The 19,817-nt window shown below is 62.6% G+C and carries 15 protein-coding genes; 14 read left to right on the top strand and 1 reads right to left on the bottom strand.

The genetic code is table 11. From position 1 onward, the window contains the following. Positions 1-29: 29 nt before the first annotated feature. The 4 genes from mtnA (at position 30) to QMF81_RS07315 (ending at position 6,100) form a co-directional block, all read left to right on the top strand. Positions 30-1,067 (top strand): S-methyl-5-thioribose-1-phosphate isomerase, encoded by a 1,038-nt coding sequence (gene mtnA / locus QMF81_RS07330; protein WP_281750110.1) that lies wholly within the window; start codon positions 30-32, stop codon positions 1,065-1,067. Further along, complete coding sequence (gene der / locus QMF81_RS07325) at positions 1,064-2,410, top strand: ribosome biogenesis GTPase Der (RefSeq protein ID WP_281750109.1); 1,347 nt, start codon at positions 1,064-1,066, stop codon at positions 2,408-2,410. Before mtnA ends, der begins: the two co-directional genes overlap by 4 nt. Positions 2,411-2,648: 238 nt before the next feature. Next, positions 2,649-3,767: a class I SAM-dependent methyltransferase gene (locus QMF81_RS07320; RefSeq protein WP_281750108.1), complete on the top strand. Its 1,119-nt coding sequence runs from the start codon at positions 2,649-2,651 to the stop codon at positions 3,765-3,767. After that, positions 3,764-6,100 carry a tetratricopeptide repeat protein gene (locus tag QMF81_RS07315; RefSeq protein ID WP_281750106.1) on the top strand — a complete coding sequence of 779 codons (2,337 nt, stop codon included), beginning with the start codon at positions 3,764-3,766 and terminating at the stop codon, positions 6,098-6,100. The genes QMF81_RS07320 and QMF81_RS07315 overlap by 4 nt, the downstream gene beginning before the upstream one ends. A gap of 15 nt (positions 6,101-6,115) precedes the next feature. On the opposite strand, the gene QMF81_RS07310 is transcribed toward QMF81_RS07315, so the two are convergent. After that, positions 6,116-6,847, bottom strand: a complete 732-nt coding sequence (locus QMF81_RS07310) for a hypothetical protein (RefSeq protein WP_281750105.1) — start codon at positions 6,845-6,847, stop codon at positions 6,116-6,118. 411 nt (positions 6,848-7,258) lie between these two features. Between QMF81_RS07310 and QMF81_RS07305 the strand changes: the two genes are divergently transcribed. Genes QMF81_RS07305 through QMF81_RS07260 form a run of 10 tightly spaced genes read left to right on the top strand, consistent with a single transcriptional unit; the run spans position 7,259 to position 19,812 of the window. After that, entirely contained in the window at positions 7,259-8,182 is a 924-nt protein-coding gene (locus tag QMF81_RS07305) for a branched-chain amino acid transaminase (protein WP_281750104.1), read from the top strand. Positions 8,183-8,229: 47 nt separating this feature from the next. Next, a complete protein-coding gene (dnaX, locus tag QMF81_RS07300) occupies positions 8,230-9,975 on the top strand; it encodes a DNA polymerase III subunit gamma/tau (protein WP_281750103.1) in 1,746 nt (581 codons plus the stop codon). Beyond that, positions 9,968-10,270 (top strand): YbaB/EbfC family nucleoid-associated protein, encoded by a 303-nt coding sequence (locus QMF81_RS07295; protein WP_281750102.1) that lies wholly within the window; start codon positions 9,968-9,970, stop codon positions 10,268-10,270. The genes dnaX and QMF81_RS07295 overlap by 8 nt, the downstream gene beginning before the upstream one ends. A gap of 9 nt (positions 10,271-10,279) precedes the next feature. Next, positions 10,280-10,888: a recombination mediator RecR gene (gene recR, locus QMF81_RS07290; protein WP_281750101.1), complete on the top strand. Its 609-nt coding sequence runs from the start codon at positions 10,280-10,282 to the stop codon at positions 10,886-10,888. Between the two features lie 2 nt (positions 10,889-10,890). After that, positions 10,891-13,071, top strand: a complete 2,181-nt coding sequence (locus QMF81_RS07285; protein ID WP_281752945.1) for an ATP-dependent RecD-like DNA helicase — start codon at positions 10,891-10,893, stop codon at positions 13,069-13,071. Continuing rightward, positions 13,068-14,846: an extracellular solute-binding protein gene (locus QMF81_RS07280; protein WP_281750100.1), complete on the top strand. Its 1,779-nt coding sequence runs from the start codon at positions 13,068-13,070 to the stop codon at positions 14,844-14,846. The genes QMF81_RS07285 and QMF81_RS07280 overlap by 4 nt, the downstream gene beginning before the upstream one ends. Then, positions 14,843-15,919 carry a microcin C ABC transporter permease YejB gene (gene yejB, locus QMF81_RS07275; RefSeq protein ID WP_281750099.1) on the top strand — a complete coding sequence of 359 codons (1,077 nt, stop codon included), beginning with the start codon at positions 14,843-14,845 and terminating at the stop codon, positions 15,917-15,919. The genes QMF81_RS07280 and yejB overlap by 4 nt, the downstream gene beginning before the upstream one ends. Further along, complete coding sequence (locus QMF81_RS07270; protein ID WP_281750098.1) at positions 15,916-16,932, top strand: ABC transporter permease; 1,017 nt, start codon at positions 15,916-15,918, stop codon at positions 16,930-16,932. The genes yejB and QMF81_RS07270 overlap by 4 nt, the downstream gene beginning before the upstream one ends. Then, positions 16,919-18,487, top strand: a complete 1,569-nt coding sequence (locus QMF81_RS07265; protein ID WP_281750097.1) for a dipeptide ABC transporter ATP-binding protein — start codon at positions 16,919-16,921, stop codon at positions 18,485-18,487. The genes QMF81_RS07270 and QMF81_RS07265 overlap by 14 nt, the downstream gene beginning before the upstream one ends. Further along, positions 18,484-19,812 carry a potassium transporter TrkG gene (locus QMF81_RS07260; RefSeq protein ID WP_281750096.1) on the top strand — a complete coding sequence of 443 codons (1,329 nt, stop codon included), beginning with the start codon at positions 18,484-18,486 and terminating at the stop codon, positions 19,810-19,812. The genes QMF81_RS07265 and QMF81_RS07260 overlap by 4 nt, the downstream gene beginning before the upstream one ends. Positions 19,813-19,817: the final 5 nt, after the last annotated feature.

Raw genomic sequence — 19,817 nt, 5'->3', positions numbered from 1 at the left:
CCCACCACTTTTGTGGAGCGAGGAATCGCATGCAAGCACATATCGTTTTTGATCCGTCCAGGTGGACGCTCCAGCTGTTGGATCAGCGCCGTCTGCCCTGGGAGGAGACCTGGGTGGAGTGCCGCACCGTGGCCGACGTGGTCGCCGCCATCCGACCCATGGTGGTGCGCGGCGCTCCGGCCATCGGCGTGGCTGCGGCCTATGGGTGCGCTTTGGCATGCCGGGAGGTGAGTGCCCATGCCTCGTGGCGCACCGCGGTGGAGGCGCTGCTCGCTGATCTCGCCCAGGCCCGTCCCACGGCGGTGAATCTCTCCTGGGCCGTCGGGCGCGTGGCGGCGCGGATTGCCAAGGCCCCAGACCCAGCGGCAGCCGCCCTTGCGGCCTTGGACGAGGCCCGGGCCATTCACGACGAAGACGTGGCCATGTGCCGCGCCATGGGGCGGTTGGGGGCCGCGCTGTTGCCCCAGAAAGGTACGGTGCTTACCCATTGCAACGCTGGCGCCCTGGCCACGGGCGGCTATGGCACGGCCTTGGGGGTGATCCGGGCAGCGCGCGAGATGGGCAAAGACATTCGCGTGCTGGCCGATGAGACAAGGCCCTTGTGGCAGGGGGCGCGACTGACGGCCTATGAACTGGCCCGTGACGGCATCCCGGTGGAGGTCATCTGCGAAGGCGCTGCGGCCTCCATGATGGCCCGGGGGGAAGTGGACGCCGTCATCGTGGGTGCGGACCGTATTGCCGCCAATGGGGATACGGCCAACAAGATCGGCACGTTGGGATTGGCGGTTCTGGCGCGGCACTTTGGCGTTCCCTTTTACGTGGCGGCCCCGCATTCGACCTTTGATCTCTCCATTGCGAGCGGCGCGCACATCCCCATCGAAGAACGGGCTGCGGAAGAAGTCACCCACCCTTGCGGCAGCCGCCTGGCCCCTGAAGGGGTTGGGGCGCGCAATCCCGCCTTCGATGTGACGCCCGCAGAACTCATCTCCGCCATCATCACGGAGCGGGCGGTGCTGCAGCCGCCCACAGCCGCCACCATCGCCCAGGTTTTGGGGGGTCGGGTATGAAGCATCTGCCGCTTGTCGCCTTGGTGGGCCGCCCCAATGTGGGCAAATCCACCTTGTTCAACCGCTTGGTGGGCGAGCGCGTCTCCATCACCCACGATGAACCAGGGGTGACGCGCGACAGCATCTGGCGCGAGGTGCGTTGGGAGGAGAGCACCAGCATTCTGGTGGATACCGGCGGCATCCTCATGGATTCCGATGACCCCTTGGCCCAGGACGTCTTTGCCCAGGCGCGGGAGGCCATGGCGGAAGCCCATGTGGTCATCCTGGTGACCGACGGCCGGGAAGGTTTGCACCCCCATGACGAGGCCGTGGCTGGGTTTTTGCGCCAAAGCGGCAAACCGGTGCTCGTGGTGGCCAACAAGGTGGACAGCCCGGAGCGCGAGGCGGTCTTGTGCTCGGAATTCCATGCCTTGGGCTTTCCGGTGGTGGGGGTGTCCGCCGCCCACGGCCACGGGGTCCCCGCATTGCGGGAAGCCGTGGAAGCGATGCTCCCGGCCACAGCGCCCGTGGAAGAGGAACACGAGCCCGGTTTGCGTCTGGCGGTGGTGGGTCGGCCCAATGTGGGCAAGTCCTCACTGGTCAATGCCCTGGTGGGGCAAAAACGCCTCATCGTGAGCCCCTTGGCGGGCACCACCCGCGACGCCGTGGACGTGGAGCTCGTGCGCGACGGCAGGCGCTACGTGTTCGTGGATACCGCGGGGATTCGCCGCAAGTCCCGGGTGCAGGAGAGTTTGGAGTACTTCTCGGTGTTGCGCTCCATGCAGGCCGCCAAGAGCGCGGACGTGACGCTCATGGTGGTGGACGCGGCCTTTGGCGTGGTGGCGCAGGACAAACGTCTGGCCGCGTTTTTGGAGCAGGAAAAGATCCCCTTTATCCTGGTGGGCAATAAAATCGACCTCCTGGCCCGAGGAGAAGGAGAACGGATGCGCCGGACAGTGCAGGAGACCTTTGCCTTTCTCAGCCACGCACCGCTGCTCTTTGCCTCCACCGTGACCAAGGCGGGGCTGGGCGGCCTGCTCCCCTTGGCCGAGCAGGTACACGCCCAAAGCCAGGTGCGGGTGCCGACCGGAGAGCTCAACCGCTTCGTGCGCTTCGCCACCGAGCGCCAGCAACCGCCGGTGGTGGGCGGCCGCCGGGGCAAGATCTATTACATGACCCAGGCCAAGACCGTGCCCCCGACCTTCGTGTTCTTCGTCAACGACCCGGCCGTCTTTCGCCAAAGCTACATGCGCTTTCTGGAAAACCAGCTGCGCAAGGCCTTTGGCCTGGACAAGACCCCAGTACGCCTGGTCCTGCGCAGCAGCCACGACCCGCAGGATTCCAAGACAAGCCGGCGGCGGTAGAGACATTGAGGCCGCTATCGCAATTCATAGGCGATGGTTTTGAACCTTATTCATCGAGATGAAAAAGCCGTGATGCATCTTCCACACACACACACACACACACACAGAATGTTCCGAGCCGCTGACGGCCTCTGCCTGCCCTGTATGCGGCTATCCCCTTGCAGCACCGTTTTTTGACGGTGGTTCCGCCCCTCTGGCCACGCTCGGATGGCCGAAGAGCGCCCAAGACGCCCAAAACATGGCGCGCCTTCCTTTGCACTTCGTGCGCTGCCCGGCATGCGGCCATGTATGGAATCGTGCCTTTTTTCCTGACGCCATCCCCTACAGTGAGCAGCCTAACCGCATGTTCAACAGCGGTATGCGCTGGCAGCGCCACATTGCCCGGTTAGTGGAGGCAACCCTGGCGCAGCTCCCGCCAGAGCCCACGGTCATTGAGATCGGTTGCGGGTGTGGGCATTTTCTCCATGCCTTGGCCCAACGCTGGCCGGGCCGCTACATCGGGTTTGACCCCAACGGGAGTGCCTCGGGCGACTTTGCGTTTCACTGTCGGCTCTTTGATCCCTGGCAGGACGTGCCCGTCTTTGCGCCCCATCTCGTCATTATGCGCCATGTTCTGGAACATTTCCAAGAACCAGCAATGTTTCTTCACCGCATGGCTTGGGCGGCGCATTCCGTACCCCATGCGGTGCGCATGCTCATTGAAGTGCCTTGCATTGATCGGGTACTGACCACTGGTCGTCTGGCTGACCTCTTCTACGAGCACCCTCAGCAATTTACCACCTCGTCTTTTTCTCAGCTCCTTGGCGCTTGCGGTGAAGTGGAGGAGCTCCAGCGCGCTTACGACGGCGAAGTATTGATTGGCGTTGTGCGCCTGCAGGTGCCAGAAGTCTTGCGTGATCGGGCGCAAGCATCCGCGTGTTTTGCAGCGCAAAGTCAGGCAGCGCGCACTACTATTGCTCAGCAATTGGATGATCTCGTGCGCAGTGGGGCACGAGTGGCTATTTGGGGCGGAACAGGTAAGGCGGCAGCATTCATGCATCATTTCGATGTCGATGCCCAACGGTTTGCCTTGGTGGTGGATTCGGACATTCAGAAAGTGGGCACGTATGTCCCGGGAACTGGCCAGCGTATTCAATTTCGCGACGTGCTCAAGACAATGACGGTGGATGTCCTCATTATTCCCACCCAATGGCGGGCGTGGGACATCCTGGCGGAAATGGAGCGCGAAGGTATTGTTGCCTCCCGCATCCTCATTGAGCACGAGGGTCGGCTCATCGATTTTCTTCGCGATCCGCATCCCTATCGTCCGAGCACCGAAACCTCTGTGCCGTGCCGACCGGAGGGTTGTCCGTCATGAACCGTATGCCAGCCTCTCAAGAGGCGCGCCTCCTTGAGGCGGCTGTCACCGCGCATCGGAAGGGTCGCCGTGCCAAGGCCGAACGTCTCTACCGCGCCATCCTTGCTATCAATCCCACGCATCCCGATGCGCAGCATAACCTAGGCCAGTTGGCCCGGCAGAGAGGCACTCCTCGTGATGCCTTGCAACACCTCAAGACTGCCTTGGAGGCGAGACCTGACGTAGCCCAATATTGGATTTCCTTCATTGCAGCACTGGTGGAGTGTGGTGAACTGGATGCTGCAGAAAAAGTGCTCGTCCAAGGTCAGGATCGAGGACTTTCCGGAGACGCGGTAGAAGAGCTGCAAGCACGAATACAAGAGCAAAGGGATGCAGCGCTTATCAGTGCTGAGCAATGCTGTCGTCAAAATCCAGAAAGTGTGGATGCCTGGAGGCATCTTGCTGAGTTACGCTACGCACACAATGATATTTTCGGATCTATTGAAGCTCTACGCAATTGCATTCGATTGGATCCGGAAAATATCAGCTACAGAATTATCCTCGCTGATTATTTAGATAAATCGGGCAATGTGGAACAGGCGGCGCAGAGTCTTCAGGGGGCAACAGCGATCGATCCAGATTCGTTTGTGGCATGGAACAATTATGGTAATATGTTGCGCAAATTAATGTGTCTTGATCAAGCCAAAGATGCATTTACCAGAGCCCATACCATAAACCCGAAGCATGAAGTGCCGCTCATCAATCTCGCTTGTCTTGCAAATGATCAATATGATATTGGTGCTGCACTGGAATATGCGCAAAAGGCCTTTGCATTGGCGCCAGAATCCCCAAAGGTGTTGCAACTCCTCGGTATTTCTTTGAGCAATGTTGATCGTTGTGAGGACGCTGCTGCCATCTTCGAAAAACTCTTGGCGGTAGCGGATACCCTCGAGAACCGCTTTCGATATTGGCTGCTTCTTCCCTGGGTTTTCCAGTCTCGTGCGGAAATCGATCGCTGGAGACAGCGATTTGCCCAAGGGATTGCAGAGCTCATGCGATCCACGGGCACGCTGGATGGAGAGAGTGTCGTTGGCGACTATTTTCGTTTGCCGTACCAGGGACAAGATGACCGACCGCTCATGGAGGCGCTGTGTCGCGTATTTCGCGCCAAGGCACCGCAGATCAATGTCACGGCCCCGCATTGCCGCCGGTGGCGTATGCCGCGGGGACGCAGGATTCGCTTGGGCATCTGCTCCCACGGCCTGTGTAACCACCCCGTGGCCAAGTTTACCAGCGGCTTTATCCGCGAGATCGACCGCAGCCGATTCGAGGTCTTCGTCATCCATACCCCACAAACCAAACACGATCCCCTGCGCGCCAAAATCAACACGTGGGCGGATCAGGTGGTGGATTTGCCCCCCGGCTATTCGCATCAAGTGGAACGAATGGCGGCGGTGGCACTCGATGCCCTGTTCTTGCCGAATGTTACGGAAGAAAAAAACTTATACCTAGGCTGTGCCCGTCTGGCGCCGGTACAATTCACCAGCTGGGGTATTGCGAGCACTTCAGGAATCGATACTCTTGACTATTACATCTCTTCACACGTGATCGAGCCGTGTGACGCCATACATCACTACACGGAGCGCCTGATTTTGCTCGATCATTTGCCGGCGTATTTTGCTTTTATCGTAGCTCCCGATTCAATTCCTGATCGTTCCTATTGGCAGATTGATGATCATCGTCCACTATATTTTTGTCCACAAAACTTATTCAAGTACCATCCTGATTTTGACAAGGTTTTGGAAGAAATTGCAAAACGAGACCACAATGCACAGTTTGTATTCATCGAAGGAATGTCCGAGCAATGGACGGATCGATTACGTTCCCGTTGGCAGTGCACTGCTCCTATGCTCAATAGAAGAGCACGATTTTTACCTCGACAAGAGCATAATGATTATATGGGTCTTGTGGCCCGTTCTGATGTCATTTTGGATACGGTGCACTTTGGTTCTGGTACCACTTTTTACGAAGCGATGTATTACGGTACGCCTATCGTCACCTGGCCGGGACGTTTTATGCGGGGACGCATTGTCGCCGGCGGCTACCAACAGATGGGACTGATAGATGTGCCGGTGGCCAACAGCCTGGAAGAATATGCCGAGGTGACCGTGGCCTGGGCAAACGATCCACACCGGCGGCAGCGTTTCCGCCAGGCGGCCCTTGCGGCGCGGGAGAAGCTCTTTGCCGACGCCCTGATTGTCCGACAGTTGGAGGAGTTTCTCCTCGCCGCCTTGGATGCCGCGGATCGGGGCGAAAAGCTGCCGTCAGGTTGGAGAGCAGGGTTTTCAAAATAAACAACACATGGTGTTTTAGAAAAGTTGCAGCATCTTCCCGATGAGTCCAATCATGGAAATGGCGGAAAAAGTCATGGCAAAGGTGAACATGCGCATCATTTGACTGCGGTTTTCCCGCAAACCCTCGTCGATACGACGGTCAATGCGTTCGATGATCTTGTCCAGCTTACTATCCAGCTGCTCGAAGCGTTTGTCCACCTGCTCGAAACGCTTATTGATACGGTCTTCCAGATCTTTGATCTCCGTCCGCACAGCAACAAACTGCGCACCCACTTGCTCGAAGCGTTTGTCCACCTGCTCGAAGCGCTTATTGATACGGTCTTCTAGATCTTTGATCTCCGTCCGCACAGCAACGAACTGCGCATCCACTTGCTCGAAGCGTTTGTCCACCTGCTCGAAACGCTTGTCCACCTGCTCGAAGCGCTTATTGATACGGTCTTCTAGATCTTTAATCTCCGTCCGCACAGCAACGAACTGCGCATCCACTTGCTCGAAGCGCTTGTCCACTTGCTCGAAGCGTTTGTCCACCTGCTCGAAACGCTTGTCCACCTGCTCGAAGCGCTTGACCATGCGGTCTTCCAGGTTTTTGATGTCCTCTTTGATCTCATTGACCTGGTATTGCAGGTTGTCGAACCGGACCTCAAAATATTTTGAGGTGGGAATGATATTGGCAATCAAGACATCAATGGTCTTAGGATCAAGCGTCAGCTCGTGAGGGGATGTTGGAGTGTGCCGCTCTTCGGTCATTGGCCGTGCCTCCTTGGCTTTTTGCGGAGTTGCCTTCGTCGCCGCCGTAATGATTAAAAAAACGCATAGTGCATTGGCACTGGGGCGTCAAACCTCCACTTGGACCTCCATTCCCTTTTACGGTGTCCACAGCTCGTGCCGTCCCCGCTTTGCGGTGCGTGGACAGCGCAGAGGTTCGCCGCAACTCCCAGGTGCTGGGGAGCTTGGAGTACTTCTTGGCTTGGGCAGACTTGCGGTACGCCTGCTGCTCGCAGCAGCCACGACCCGCAGGATTCCAAGACAAGCCGGCGGCGGTAGGCAGCGGGCGCCATCTCCCCCGCCCTTGACCGCTGGAGGCCCTCTACCCTAGACGACAGACTTTCCCGACGGGCAGATGGGTGCCCGGGCGATTTCTACCCGAGGAGGCTTCGGATGGTTCAGAAAGCGGAAACGATCTGGTTTGATGGCGAGCTGGTGCCGTGGGATGAGGCCAAGGTCCACGTGCTCACCCATACCCTGCACTATGGCATGGGCGTCTTTGAGGGGATCCGCTGCTACACGTGCACCGATGGCGGATCCGCAGTGTTTCGGCTGCGCGAGCATGTGCGCCGGCTTTTCGATTCGGCCAAGATCAACGAGATGGCCATCCCCTTCACGGAAGCGCAGATCTGCGACGCCATCGTCGAGACCCTCAAGGCCAACCGCCTGGCCGAGGGCTACATCCGGCCGCTTTGCATCATCGGCACCGGCGTCATGGGGGTGTACCCAGGGGACAATCCTGTGCAGACCATCATCGCCGTGTGGCCGTGGGGGGCGTATCTGGGCGCCGAAGCCTTGGAAAAGGGAATCCGCGTGAAGACTTCCACCTTCACCCGCCATCACGTGAACGTGATGATGACCAAGGCCAAGACCTGCGGCAATTACGTCAATTCCATCCTGGCCAAGCGCGAGGCCATCGCCGAAGGCTATAACGAGGCCCTCATGCTCGATACCGAAGGGTATGTGTGTGAGGCCACGGGCGAGAATATTTTCATCGTGCGTGACGGTGTCCTCAAGACCCCGCCGCCAGGGGCGATTTTGGCGGGCATCACCCGGGAGTCGGTCATGCTCTTGGCCGAAGACTTGGGCTACACCGTGGTGGAAGAGCGCTTTACCCGTGATGCCCTGTACAGCGCCGACGAGGCCTTCTTCACCGGCACCGCGGCGGAGATCACGCCGATTCGCGAGGTGGACCGCCGTGTCATCGGCGCCGGCAAGCGTGGGCCGGTGACCGCAGCCTTGCAGGATGCCTATTTCAAGGTGCTGCGGGGAGAAAATCCCAAGTACGGCGCCTGGCTCACCCGCTATTCGTTCTAGATGCCGAACATCCCAGGGCAGATGCCCGCACGCTGGAAATCCATCTCATGGAGGCGGCCCGGACCCCCCGGGCCGCTGCCGCGCTTACGGGTACCAATGCCATGACCGCTGCCGGCCATACGAGCTTGACCGCCAAGTACCGTCCCCAAACCTTTGCCGCCGTGGTGGGGCAGGGGGCGACGACCCGCATTCTGTCCCAGGCGGCGGCGCAGCGCCGCATCGCCCCGGCCTATCTCTTCAGCGGCACCCGCGGGGTGGGCAAGACCACGGTGGCGCGTATCTTTGCCAAGGCCATCAATTGTCTGCACGGCCCAGCGCCGGAGCCGTGCAACGCCTGCTCCATGTGCCGCCAGATCACTGCAGGCACGGCTGTGGACGTGGTGGAGATCGACGGCGCCTCCAACACCGGCGTGGAGCATGTGCGCCGCCTCAAAGAAGACGTGGGCTATGCGCCTTTGGAAGCGCGCTCCAAGGTCATCATCGTCGATGAGGCCCACATGCTCTCCAAGGCGGCCTTCAACGCCCTGCTCAAGACCCTGGAAGAGCCCCCGGCCCACGCCACCTTTATTTTGGCCACCACCGAGCCGGAGAAATTCCCCATCACCATCGTGAGCCGCTGCCAGCACTTTGTGTTCCAGCGTGTCGCCCAGACCGACCTGGAGGCCCACCTGGCAGAGGTGCTCGGCCGCGAAGGCGTGGCCTTCGACCCGGAGGCGGTGCGTCTCATCGCCCGCCGGGGCGCTGGCTCGGTGCGGGACGCCATGTCGCTCCTCTCGCAGGTCCTCGCCCTCGGGGCCGAGCGGCTCTCGGAGGCCGACGTGCGCGACGTCCTCGGCATGGTGGGCTTCTCCACGTTTCTGGACGTACTGCAGGCGGTGCGCGACCGAGACCTGGCCGCGCTCCATACCCTGGTGGGGCAATTGGTGGACGGGGGCATGGATTTGGGCTTCTTCCTGCGGGAGCTTACCTCTTTGTGGCGGGATGTCTTTCTCCTTTCCCGCTTGGGCAGCGCCGCCATGGCCCTGGTGGAGACGCCCGAGGAAGAGAAATCCGCCCTGGCGGCCGTGGCGGCCGGGTTTTCCACGGCCCATGCCCACGCGGCGTGGCAGATGAGCCTCGAGAGCCAGCGCACGGTCACCCATAGTCCGGACCCGGCCCTGGCCTTGGAGCTCCATTTGGTGAACCTGGCCCTGGTGCCCGAGCTCTTGCCCGTGGAGCGCGCCCCCCAAGGAGAGGCGCAGCAGCGTTCGTCTGCGGCGCCCGCCGCAGCGGCTGCCACAAGCACGCCGTCCGCCTCAAAGAGTTCCACGCCCTCCGCACAGAGCTCCGCCCTCCAGGCACCTTTGCCTTACGAAGCTATGGCAGCGCCCGGTGACGGGAGCGCCACGCCTTCGGCACCGCAGCGTGCCGCGACGTCTGCGCCTGCGGTGGAGGCGGGCTCCTGGCCGGGGTTTGTCGCCTATCTCCAGGAACAGGGCCTTGCCGCGCAGGTCTGTTCCGTACTGCACGGAGAAGTGGCGGAGGATACGGTGCGCATCCGCGTGCCCAGCGCCTTTGTGGCGGCGCGGCTCCAGGATTTTCAGACCAAAAAATCGCTTTCGACCATTGCCCGGACCTATTTTGGCCGCCCCATGCAGGTGCTTGTGGATGCTCCTTCGCCGTCTTCCCGCAAGACCAAGGCAGAGCTCAAGGAAATGGCCCTCAACCATCCCCAAATCCAAGCCATCCGCGAGCGGTTTCAGGCCAAGATCATCGATGTCCGGCCCAATACAGGAGGAATGAACCGTGAATGAATTGATCCGTCAGGCCCAGATCATGCAGAAAAAGATGCTCCGCACCCAGGAAGAAGTGGGCAAGCGTGTGGTGGAGGCCTCGGCCGGCGGCGGCATGGTGCAGGTGACCGCCACGTGTGCGGGTGAGCTGCAAAAGATCACCATCGACCCGTCGGTGCTCGCCAGTGGCGATGCGGAGATGCTGCAGGACTTGATCCTCTCTGCCGTCAACGAGGTGCTCAAGAAGGGCAAGACCGAGCTCCAGACGGAAATGGCCAAGATCACCGGCGGGATGCGCATCCCCGGACTGCTTTAGGAGGGCAAGGTGGCGCGCCCGTTGCCCGCCCCCTTGCGGGAGGTCGTGGATCGCCTGGCGACCTTGCCGGGCCTGGGGCCCAAGAGCGCCCTGCGCATCGGCCTCACCCTGCTGCGCTGGCCCGAGGAGCGCACCCGCGATCTCGGGGAGCGCATCGTGCTCTTGCGCGAGAACCTCCACATCTGCCGACGCTGCGGCGCCCTGGCGGAAACGCCGGTGTGCGCCTTGTGCCAGGACCCGGCCCGCAGTGACGACGAGCTCTGTGTGGTGGCCGAGTGGGACAGCATCCTGGTCATGGAAGAGATGGGCGTGTACCGGGGCCGCTATGTGGTGCTCGGCGGCCTCCTGGCCCCCTTGGACGGCATGGATACGGAGCGCCTGGACGTTGCCCGCCTCGAGGCCATCCTCCAGGAAGGCCGGGTGCGGGAGGTGATCCTCGCTTTGGGCTCCACCATGGAGGCGGAGGCCACGGCGTCTCTCGTCACCGCCCGCATCAAGGCCCGCTTTCCGGCGGTGCGGGTCACCCGCCTGGCCCAGGGCATTCCCTTGGGGGCGGAGCTCAAATACGTGGATCCGGAAACCCTCAAGCAATCCTTGAAGTATCGCCAAGACCTGTGACCATGGAATCCATCTGCGGTGATGTCGTCAGCGTGGTCTTCCACAACCCGGAGACGGGCTACGCCATCCTGCGTCTGGATGCCGGGGCCTTGGGGACCGTGGTCGTGGTGGGAACTCTGGGCGGCGTCTCTCCAGGAGAGGGGCTGGAGGTGGAGGGCCGCTGGGTGGATCATCCCCGGTTTGGCCGCCAGTTTCAGGCCCAAAGCTATCAGGTGCGCCTGCCGGCCTCCTTGGCCGGGGTGCAGCGCTTTCTTGCCTCTGGGGCGCTGCGCGGGGTAGGGCCCAAGCTCGCCCAGCGCCTCATCGACCACTTCGGCCCCCGTACCCTGGAAGTCTTGGAGAGCGAGCCGGAAAAGCTCTTGCGTGTGGAAGGCATCGGCCAGGCCACCCTTTCCCGCATCCGCGCATCGTGGCAGAACATGCGGGAAATCCGTGGGCTGATGCTTTTTTTGCAAGAACACGCCTTTCCCGTGTCGCTCGCCTACCGCATCTTCAAGGTCTATGGCACGCGCTCGGTGGAGCAGCTGCGCCAAAACCCCTACGCTTTGGCCTACGACGTGCACGGGGTGGGATTCCGCACCGCCGATGCCTTGGCCTTGCGCCTCGGGTTTCCGGAAGACTCCCCGGAGCGCATCCAGGCAGGCCTGGAATTTGCCCTGCGCCAGGCCAGCGAACAGGGCGGACATGTGTTTCTGCCGCGCGCAGGCGTCCTGGATGAGGCGGCCAAACTCCTTGCGTGCTCCGACGGCCATCTGCTCGCCCAAGGTTTGGAAGGGCTTTGCGCCCGCAAGCGCATCGTCGAAGAAGACCTCACTGCCAAGGGGGTGCCGGAGGCGGTCTTTTTGTCGTTTTTCCACCGCGCCGAGCGGGAGACCGCGGCCCGCCTGGTGGCCTTGATGGAGCACCGCATGGAGCTTCCCGCAGCCCAGGTGGAGCAGCGTCTGCAGCAGGAGACCGCGCGGCTGGGCATCCGCCTTGCCCCGGAGCAGCGTCTGGCCGTGGAGACGGCGGTGACGGAAAAGGTCTGCGTCATCACCGGCGGTCCGGGGACGGGCAAGACCACCATCATCCGCGTCGTGGCCCGGGTGCTGCGGGCCTTGGGCCTCAAGGTGGGGCTTGCCGCGCCCACGGGGCGGGCGGCCAAACGCCTGGCCGAGGCCACGGGCTTTGCCGCCCAGACCGTGCATCGGCTGCTCAAGTACCAGCCCGGGGCGAGCTTTGAATACGGCGAAGACAACAAGCTTCCCCTGCAGGCCTTGATCCTCGATGAAGCCTCCATGCTCGATAGTGCCTTGGCCTTGGCAGTGCTGCGCGCCTTGCCCTTGGGCTGCCGCCTCATCTTGGTGGGGGATGAAAACCAGCTCCCGTCGGTAGGACCGGGCAACGTGCTCGGCGACATCCTCGCCTGCGGCTGCGTCCCGGCGGTGCAGCTGACGCACATTTTCCGCCAAGCCGAGACGAGCACCATCGTGGTCAATGCCCACCGGGTGCGGGAAGGAAAAATGCCCCTGGCAAGCCCCAAGGAGCCGCCGCGGGCGGATTTTTTCTGGGTGGAGAAGGAAGACCCCGCCGAGGTGGCGGAGCTGGTGGTGCGCTTGGTGGCGGAGCGCATCCCGGAAATCTACGGCCTGGATCCCTTGACGGACGTGCAGGTCCTTACGCCGATGCACAAAGGCGAGGTAGGGACCGCTGCCCTCAACGAGCGCCTGCAGGCCGTACTCAACCCCCGTGGTCGGGCCGTAGGGTCCGGGCAGCGGGGATTTCGCGTGGGCGACCGGGTGCTTCAGGTCCGCAACGACTACGACAAAGAGGTCTTCAACGGCGATTTGGGCCGGATCGTAGCCGCGGATCCGGCCGAAGGCGAGGTGCGGGTGGATTTTGATGGCCGGGAAGTAACGTACTGCCTCGACGAGCTCGACAACCTCACCCTGGCCTATGCCATCAGCGTGCACAAGAGTCAGGGGAGCGAGTACCCGGCCATCGTCTTTCCCATCGTGACCCAACACTACATGCTCTTGCAGCGCAATCTCATCTATACGGGACTGACCCGCGCCCGCCGCTTGGCGGTGCTGGTGGGCTCCCGGCAGGCGCTGCGCATGGGCCTGGCCAACGAGCGCGGCCGCGCCCGCTACACCGCCCTCGATGTGCGCATCCGCCAGCAATGCATGGGGGATGGACTATGAGGTGGACGGGACTCGTGCTCGCCCTGGTGGCCCTGGCCATGGCCGCCCCGGCCTGGGGAGAACCCGTCCACGCCCTGGCCTTGGGCTCGACCCCCAAATACGGGCCGGATTTTTCCCATTTCGATTACGTGCGGCCGGACGCCCCCAAGGGCGGGCATCTGCGGCTGGCGGCCGTCGGAGGATTCGACAGCCTCAATCCGTGGATTTTGCGCGGCCAGGCGGCAGAGGGCGTGGAGCTCACCGTGGATACCCTCATGGTGCAGTCCCTGGACGAGCCCTTCACGGTGTACGGACTGGTGGCCCAGTCCGTGGAGCTGGAGGACGAAGCCATGGTGGTGCGCCTGCGGCCTGAGGCGCGGTTCCATGACGGAAGCCCGGTCACGGCCGCGGACGTGGTCTTCACCTTCGAGGCCCTTAGCCAGCGCGGATCCCCCGTGTACCAGCAGTATTACGCCGAAGTCACCGGCGCCAAGGCCGTGGACGCACACACCGTGCGCTTTACCTTTGCCGCAGGACACAGCCCGGAGCTTCCCCTCATTGTCGGCCAACTGCCCGTGCTCTCGCAGCGCTGGTGGCAGGAGCGGGACTTTACCGCCCCCTCCTTGGAGCCGCCGCTCACCAGCGGCCCGTACCGGGTGGAATCCGTGCAGCCAGGCCAGCGCATCACCTACGTCCGTGACCCCAACTATTGGGCAAGGGACCTACCGGTGAACCGCGGTCGCCACAACGTTGACCGCATCACCTACGAAACCTACCGCGACACCTCCGTGACCCTGGAGGCCTTTCTCGCCGGTCAATACCATTTCCGTCTGGAGACCACGGCCAAGCATTGGCACATCGGCTACCGGGGCCCTGCAGTGGAGTCCGGCCGCATCCGGCGCGAGCGCATTGCCCATCATTTGCCCCAGGGGATGCAATGCTTTGCCTTCAACCTGCGCCGTCCCATCTTTGCCGATCCCCGGGTGCGCCACGCCCTGGCCTTGGCCTTTGATTTTTCCTGGAGCAATACGGCGCTGTTCCACGGGGAATATACCCGCACCACCAGTTTCTTCGCCAATTCCGAGCTGGCGGCAGAGGGCCCGGCATCCCCCGAAGAGCGGGCCTTGTTGGATCCGTGGCGCGAGCACCTGCCTGCATCGGTGGACCTGCCGTTTGTCCTGCCCAAGACGGATGGATCGGGGTTTCCCCGGGAAAATTTGCGCCAAGCCCTCACGCTGCTTACCGAGGCCGGCTACCGCCTGGAAAACGGGGTCATGACCCGCAACGGCCAGCCGCTTTCCTTTGAGCTGCTGCTCGTGCAGCCCGAGTTCGAGCGGGTGGTTCTGCCCTACCAGCGTAACCTCGCCAAGCTTGGTGTTCGGATGCAGGTGCGGCTCATGGACGTGGCCCAGTACATCGGGCGGCTGCGCACCTTCGACTACGACATGATCGTCACCTCCTTTCCCCAGTCGCTATCTCCGGGCAACGAGCAGCGCTCCTTTTGGACCTCAGCGGCGGCGAAGACTCCAGGATCGCGCAATTATTGCGGTATCGCCAACCCCGCCATCGACGCTTTGGTGGAGGCCGTGATCCGCGCCCCGTCGAGGACCGAGCTCATCACCGCCTGCCGGGCCCTGGACCGGGCGCTGCTCCATGGCTGGTACGTGGTACCTCAATGGCATGCCACGAGCTTTCGGGTGGCGTACTGGGATGTCCTGCACCATCCGGAGCACACCCCGCCCTATGGATTGGATCTGCAAAGCTGGTGGATGGAGCCGGAAGGAGGCAGGCCATGAGCGCGTATCTCTTGCGGCGTATGCTCCTCGTGATCCCGACCTTGTGGGGGATTTTGACCATCAACTTCTTCCTGGTGCAGCTCGCCCCTGGCGGGCCGGTGGAGCAGATGCTCGCCCGCTTGCACGGCGTGGAAGTGGGGGCCACCGCCAAGGTGGCGGGACCAGCGGCTGAAGGCGGCACGGCACGCACGGGGACGTATCGAGGCGCGCAGGGACTCGATGCACAGCTGCAGGCACGCATCGAAAAACTCTACGGTCTTGACCGCCCCATTGGAGAGCGCTACGTGGACACGCTCATCCATTACGCGCGCTTCGATCTGGGCGAGAGCCTGTTTCGGGGAAAGCCGGTGATGCAATTGATCGTCGAACGCCTGCCGGTCTCCATGTCCCTTGGGGTGTGGAGCACGCTTCTCATCTATGCCATCTCCATCCCCCTGGGCGTGGCCAAGGCCGTGCGCCACGGCTCCTCCTTCGACGCCGCCACCAGCCTGGTGGTGGTCATGGGCAGCGCCATCCCGGTGTTCCTGTTTGCCATGCTGCTCGTGGTGCTGTTTGCCGGCGGCAGCTTTTGGCAGATCTTTCCCCTGCGGGGACTCACCTCTCCGGGGTGGGAGGAGATGACGCTCTGGGGCAAGGTCGTGGATTATTTCTGGCACCTTGCCTTGCCGGTCACGGCCATGACCATCGGTGGCTTTGCCACCCTGACCATGCTCACCAAGAACTGTTTTCTGGAGGAGCTCTCCAAGCTCTATACCGTTACCGCCCGGGCCAAAGGGGCGAGCGAGCGGGGCGTGCTCTTGGGCCATGTGTTTCGCAACGCCATGCTGCTGGTGATCGCCGGATTTCCGGCGGCCTTCATCGGGATGTTTTTTACCGGCTCACTCCTGGTGGAAGTCATCTTTTCCTTGGACGGCCTCGGGCTTTTGGGGTTCGAGGCCACCATTTCCCGCGATTACCCGGTGATTTTCGGCTCGCTCTATATCTTCACCCTGCTTGGGCTCCTCACCAAGATCCTCTCGGACCTCACCTACACCCTGGTGGATCCGCGCATCCACTTTGGAGGCCAGCAGTGAATCCCGTATGGCAGCGCCGCCTTGCCCGGTTTCGCCGAAACCGCCGCGCCGTGTGGTCCGGACGCATCCTGGTGCTGTTGTGCCTGCTCTGCATGGCCGCAGACATCCTGGCCACGGATCGCCCGCTTCTGGTGCGCTATCAAGGGGAGTTGTATGCCCCGGTGCTGCAGGCCTATCCCGAGACCACCTTCGGCGGGTTTCTGCCCACGGAAACCGATTTCCACGACCCCTGGGTCCAGCGCCACATCGCGGATCACGGCTGGATCCTCTGGGCTCCCATCCCCTTTGGCCCGCGCACCATCGATTTTTCCTTGAACCAGGCCGTGCCGGCCCCGCCTTCCGGGCGGCACCTGCTCGGCACCGACGACGTGGGCCGGGATGTGGCGGCCCGCATGCTCCACGGCATGCGCATCTCCCTCGTCTTTGCCGCTGCCGTGGCCGGGGCCAGTGTGGTCATCGGCGTGGCAGTAGGGGCCGTGCAAGGCTACTTCGGCGGCCTGGTGGACCTCTTGGGGCAGCGGCTGCTGGAGATTTGGGCCGGCATCCCCGGGCTCTTCGTGCTCATCCTGCTGGCCTCGGTGGTGGAGCCGAACTTTTGGTGGCTGCTTGCCGTAACCATGCTCTTTTCCTGGATGACCCTGGTGGATCCCGTGCGCGCCGAGTTCCTGCGCGGTCGCACCCTGGACTACGTGCGGGCGGCCCATGCCCTGGGCGTGCCCCACGGCCGCATCATGCTGCGCCATATCCTGCCCAACGCCATGGTGGCGGCGCTCACCTTTGTGCCGTTTGTGGCCAGCGGAGCCATCACCACCTTGACTTCGCTGGATTTTCTTGGCTTCGGCCTGCCTCCGGGATCCCCCTCCTTGGGAGAACTCCTCTCCCAAGGAAAAAACAACCTGCAGGCCCCCTGGCTGGGGCTCGCTTCCTTTGGCGCCTTGGCGACCCTGCTCAGCCTTTTGGTCTTCCTTGGCGAAGGAGTACGCGATGCCTTCGATCCCCATGCCCACGACTGACGCCCTGCTCACGGTCTCGGGCCTCTGCGTGACCTTTGCAGGCATGGCGCATCCAGCCGTGCACGATGTGGAGTTTCAGCTTCCTGCCGGAGGGAGTCTGGCCCTGGTGGGGGAGAGCGGCTCCGGCAAGACGGCCACAGCCCTGGCGGTGCTGCGGCTGCTGCCGGCAACCACGCACCTTGCGGGCAGCATCCGCCTTCTGGGCACGGAAATGCTCAGCGCCTCCCCGAAGACCCTGCAGCGCATGCGCGGCGGGGCCGTGGGCATGGTCTTTCAGGAGCCCATGACTTCCCTCAATCCCCTGCACCGGGTAGGGCGGCAGATCGCCGAGGCCATCTCCTTGCATCAAGCCCTTTCCCCGGCGCAGGTGCGCCGGCGGGTGGAAGCACTCCTGGAGCAGGTGGGGCTTTCGCCACGGCATGCGGAAAGTTACCCGCACCAACTCTCCGGCGGCCAGCGCCAGCGGGTCATGCTCGCCATGGCCCTGGCCAATGATCCCCAACTCCTCATTGCCGACGAGCCGACCACGGCCCTGGATGTGGCCACCCAAGAGGGGATTGTGCAGCTTTTGCAGGACGTGCGCGCCCGCACGGGCATGGCGGTGCTCTTCATCACCCATGACCTCGGTCTTGCCCGGCGCCTGGCCGACGAGGTGGTGGTGCTGCGGCGCGGCCAGGTGGTGGAGCGCGGCCCGGTGGCGCAGGTCTTCTCGCAGCCCACGCATCCCTACACCCAGGAGCTCTTGCGGCCTTTGCCTCGTGCTCCGCGCTCGACCCCCGGCGAGGCCGTTCTCCTGGAAGCACGCCACATAGGGGTGCAGGTGCCGGAGGGAGGTTTTTGGCGCCGCCGCAGCCGAACGCTCCTCGAAGACGTCCACCTGCGCCTGCGTGAGGGCGAATCCTTGGCTGTGGTAGGGGAGAGCGGCTCGGGCAAGACCACCCTGGCCCTGGCGTTTACCCGGCTGCTGCCGGCAACCGGATCGGTCCGGCTCTTGGGAGCGGACTTTTTCGCCGTACAGGGCAGGGCATTACGGCGGGCACGCCGGCACATGCAGATGGTGTTTCAAGACCCCTTTGCCAGCCTCAATCCGCGCATGAGCGTGGAGGAAATCGTGGCCGAGGGGCTGTGGGTGCACATGGACCTCTCCAGCGAGGAGCGCCGACGGCGGGTGGCCGCTGCCCTGGCCGCGGTGGAGCTGCCGGAAGACATCCTGCACCGCTTTCCCCATGAATTTTCCGGGGGCCAGCGGCAGCGCATCGCCGTGGCCCGGGCCTTGGTGCTCGAGCCCAAGGTCCTGCTCCTCGATGAGCCCACCAGCGCCCTGGATCGTTCCACCCAGATCCAGATGGTGGAGCTCTTGCGCGCCCTGCAGGAGCGGCTGCGCCTTGCCATGGTGTTCATCACCCATGACCTGGCCCTGGCTCGGGCCCTCTGCCACAGTCTTTTGGTCCTGCACCAGGGGCGCGCCGTGGAGTCCGGCCCCTTTGCCGAGGTCATCGCCGCACCCCGCCACCCGGCCACCCAAACTTTGCTGCAGGCTGCGAGTTTCTTATGAAATGGGAACGCATGGTTTCTCCGGCGCTGCTTCCGGTCTATGCCTTTGCCGCCACCATTTTGGGGGGAGCGGCCCTGCTGCGTCTGCCTTGGGCCACCACCCAATCCATCTCCTGGTTGGATGCGCTGTTCACCGCCACATCGGCAGTGTGCGTCACCGGGCTTACGGTGCTGGACACGGGGACACGCTTTACGCTCTGGGGCCAAAACATCATCCTAGCCCTCATCCAATTGGGAGGGCTGGGCATCATGACCTACACCAGTCTGGTGTTCTATCTCTGGCGGCGGCGCGTTTCCTTCACCGACCGCATTGCCGTGGGAGGAGCGCTCCTTGCGGATCCCCGCTTCCGCCTTGGTCGTTTTCTCGTGGACGTCGTGGTGATGACCATCGGTATTGAACTGGCTGGGGCGTTTTTGTTGTGGACATGCGGCATGCGGCTCTATGATGCGTTTTTTCACGCCATTTCCGCGTTTTGCAACGCAGGATTCTCCACCTATTCAGATAACCTCATGGGGTTTCGTGGAAATATCGCCGTCCAATGCGCGATCATGGCACTGATTTTCTTGGGCGGCATCGGTTTTTATGTCCTTGTGGATCTGCGCGATATGCTGTGGCAGCGTCGTTCGTGGCGCTCTTTGGGATGGCAAAGCCGACTGGTGCTTTCGACGAGCTTCTGGCTCATTGGGGCAGGAGGTCTCTCTTTGGCTTTGATGGAAAAGTTGGGGTCTGGAGAACTTTCCTGGGGGCAGGCCGTGCTCGACGGCGTGTTTCATGCCGTGTCCGCGCGCACCGCTGGGTTCAACACCGTGGATTTGGCCCGCCTTGCCGATGTGTCCTTGCTTTTTTTGGTTTTTTTGATGCTGGTGGGCGGATCTCCCGCCTCGTGTGCCGGTGGCATCAAGACCACCACCCTGCGGGTGCTCTGGGGGTTCGCCGTGGCCCAAGTCAAAGGCCGGCGGCAGGTGGTGGTGGCCGGGGCCGCTGTGGACACCACCTCATTCAACAAAGCCATGGCCTTGGTGGTGTGTTCGACGGGGTTGTTGGCGGCGGCCATTTTGGGTCTCCTTTTCCTGGAGGCCGGGGTTTCGCCCCATGGCACGGCCCGCTCCATGCTGCTGGAACTCATTTTCGAGGCAGTTTCCGCCTTTGGCACCGTGGGGCTTTCCACGGGGATTACCGCCTCGCTCACCCCGGTCAGCAAAATGGTGCTTATTGGACTGATGTTCGTGGGTCGGCTCGGCCCTGCGGTATTTCTCACCTTGCTGCAAACTTGGCAGGAACCAGAACATTTCGCCTGGCCGGAGCGTTCCATTTCCATCGGATAGGAGGC

Source organism: Thermodesulfomicrobium sp. WS (genome assembly GCF_027925145.1).
Lineage (GTDB): Bacteria > Desulfobacterota > Desulfovibrionia > Desulfovibrionales > Desulfomicrobiaceae > Thermodesulfomicrobium.
This window is presented reverse-complemented; position numbering and strand designations above follow the sequence as displayed.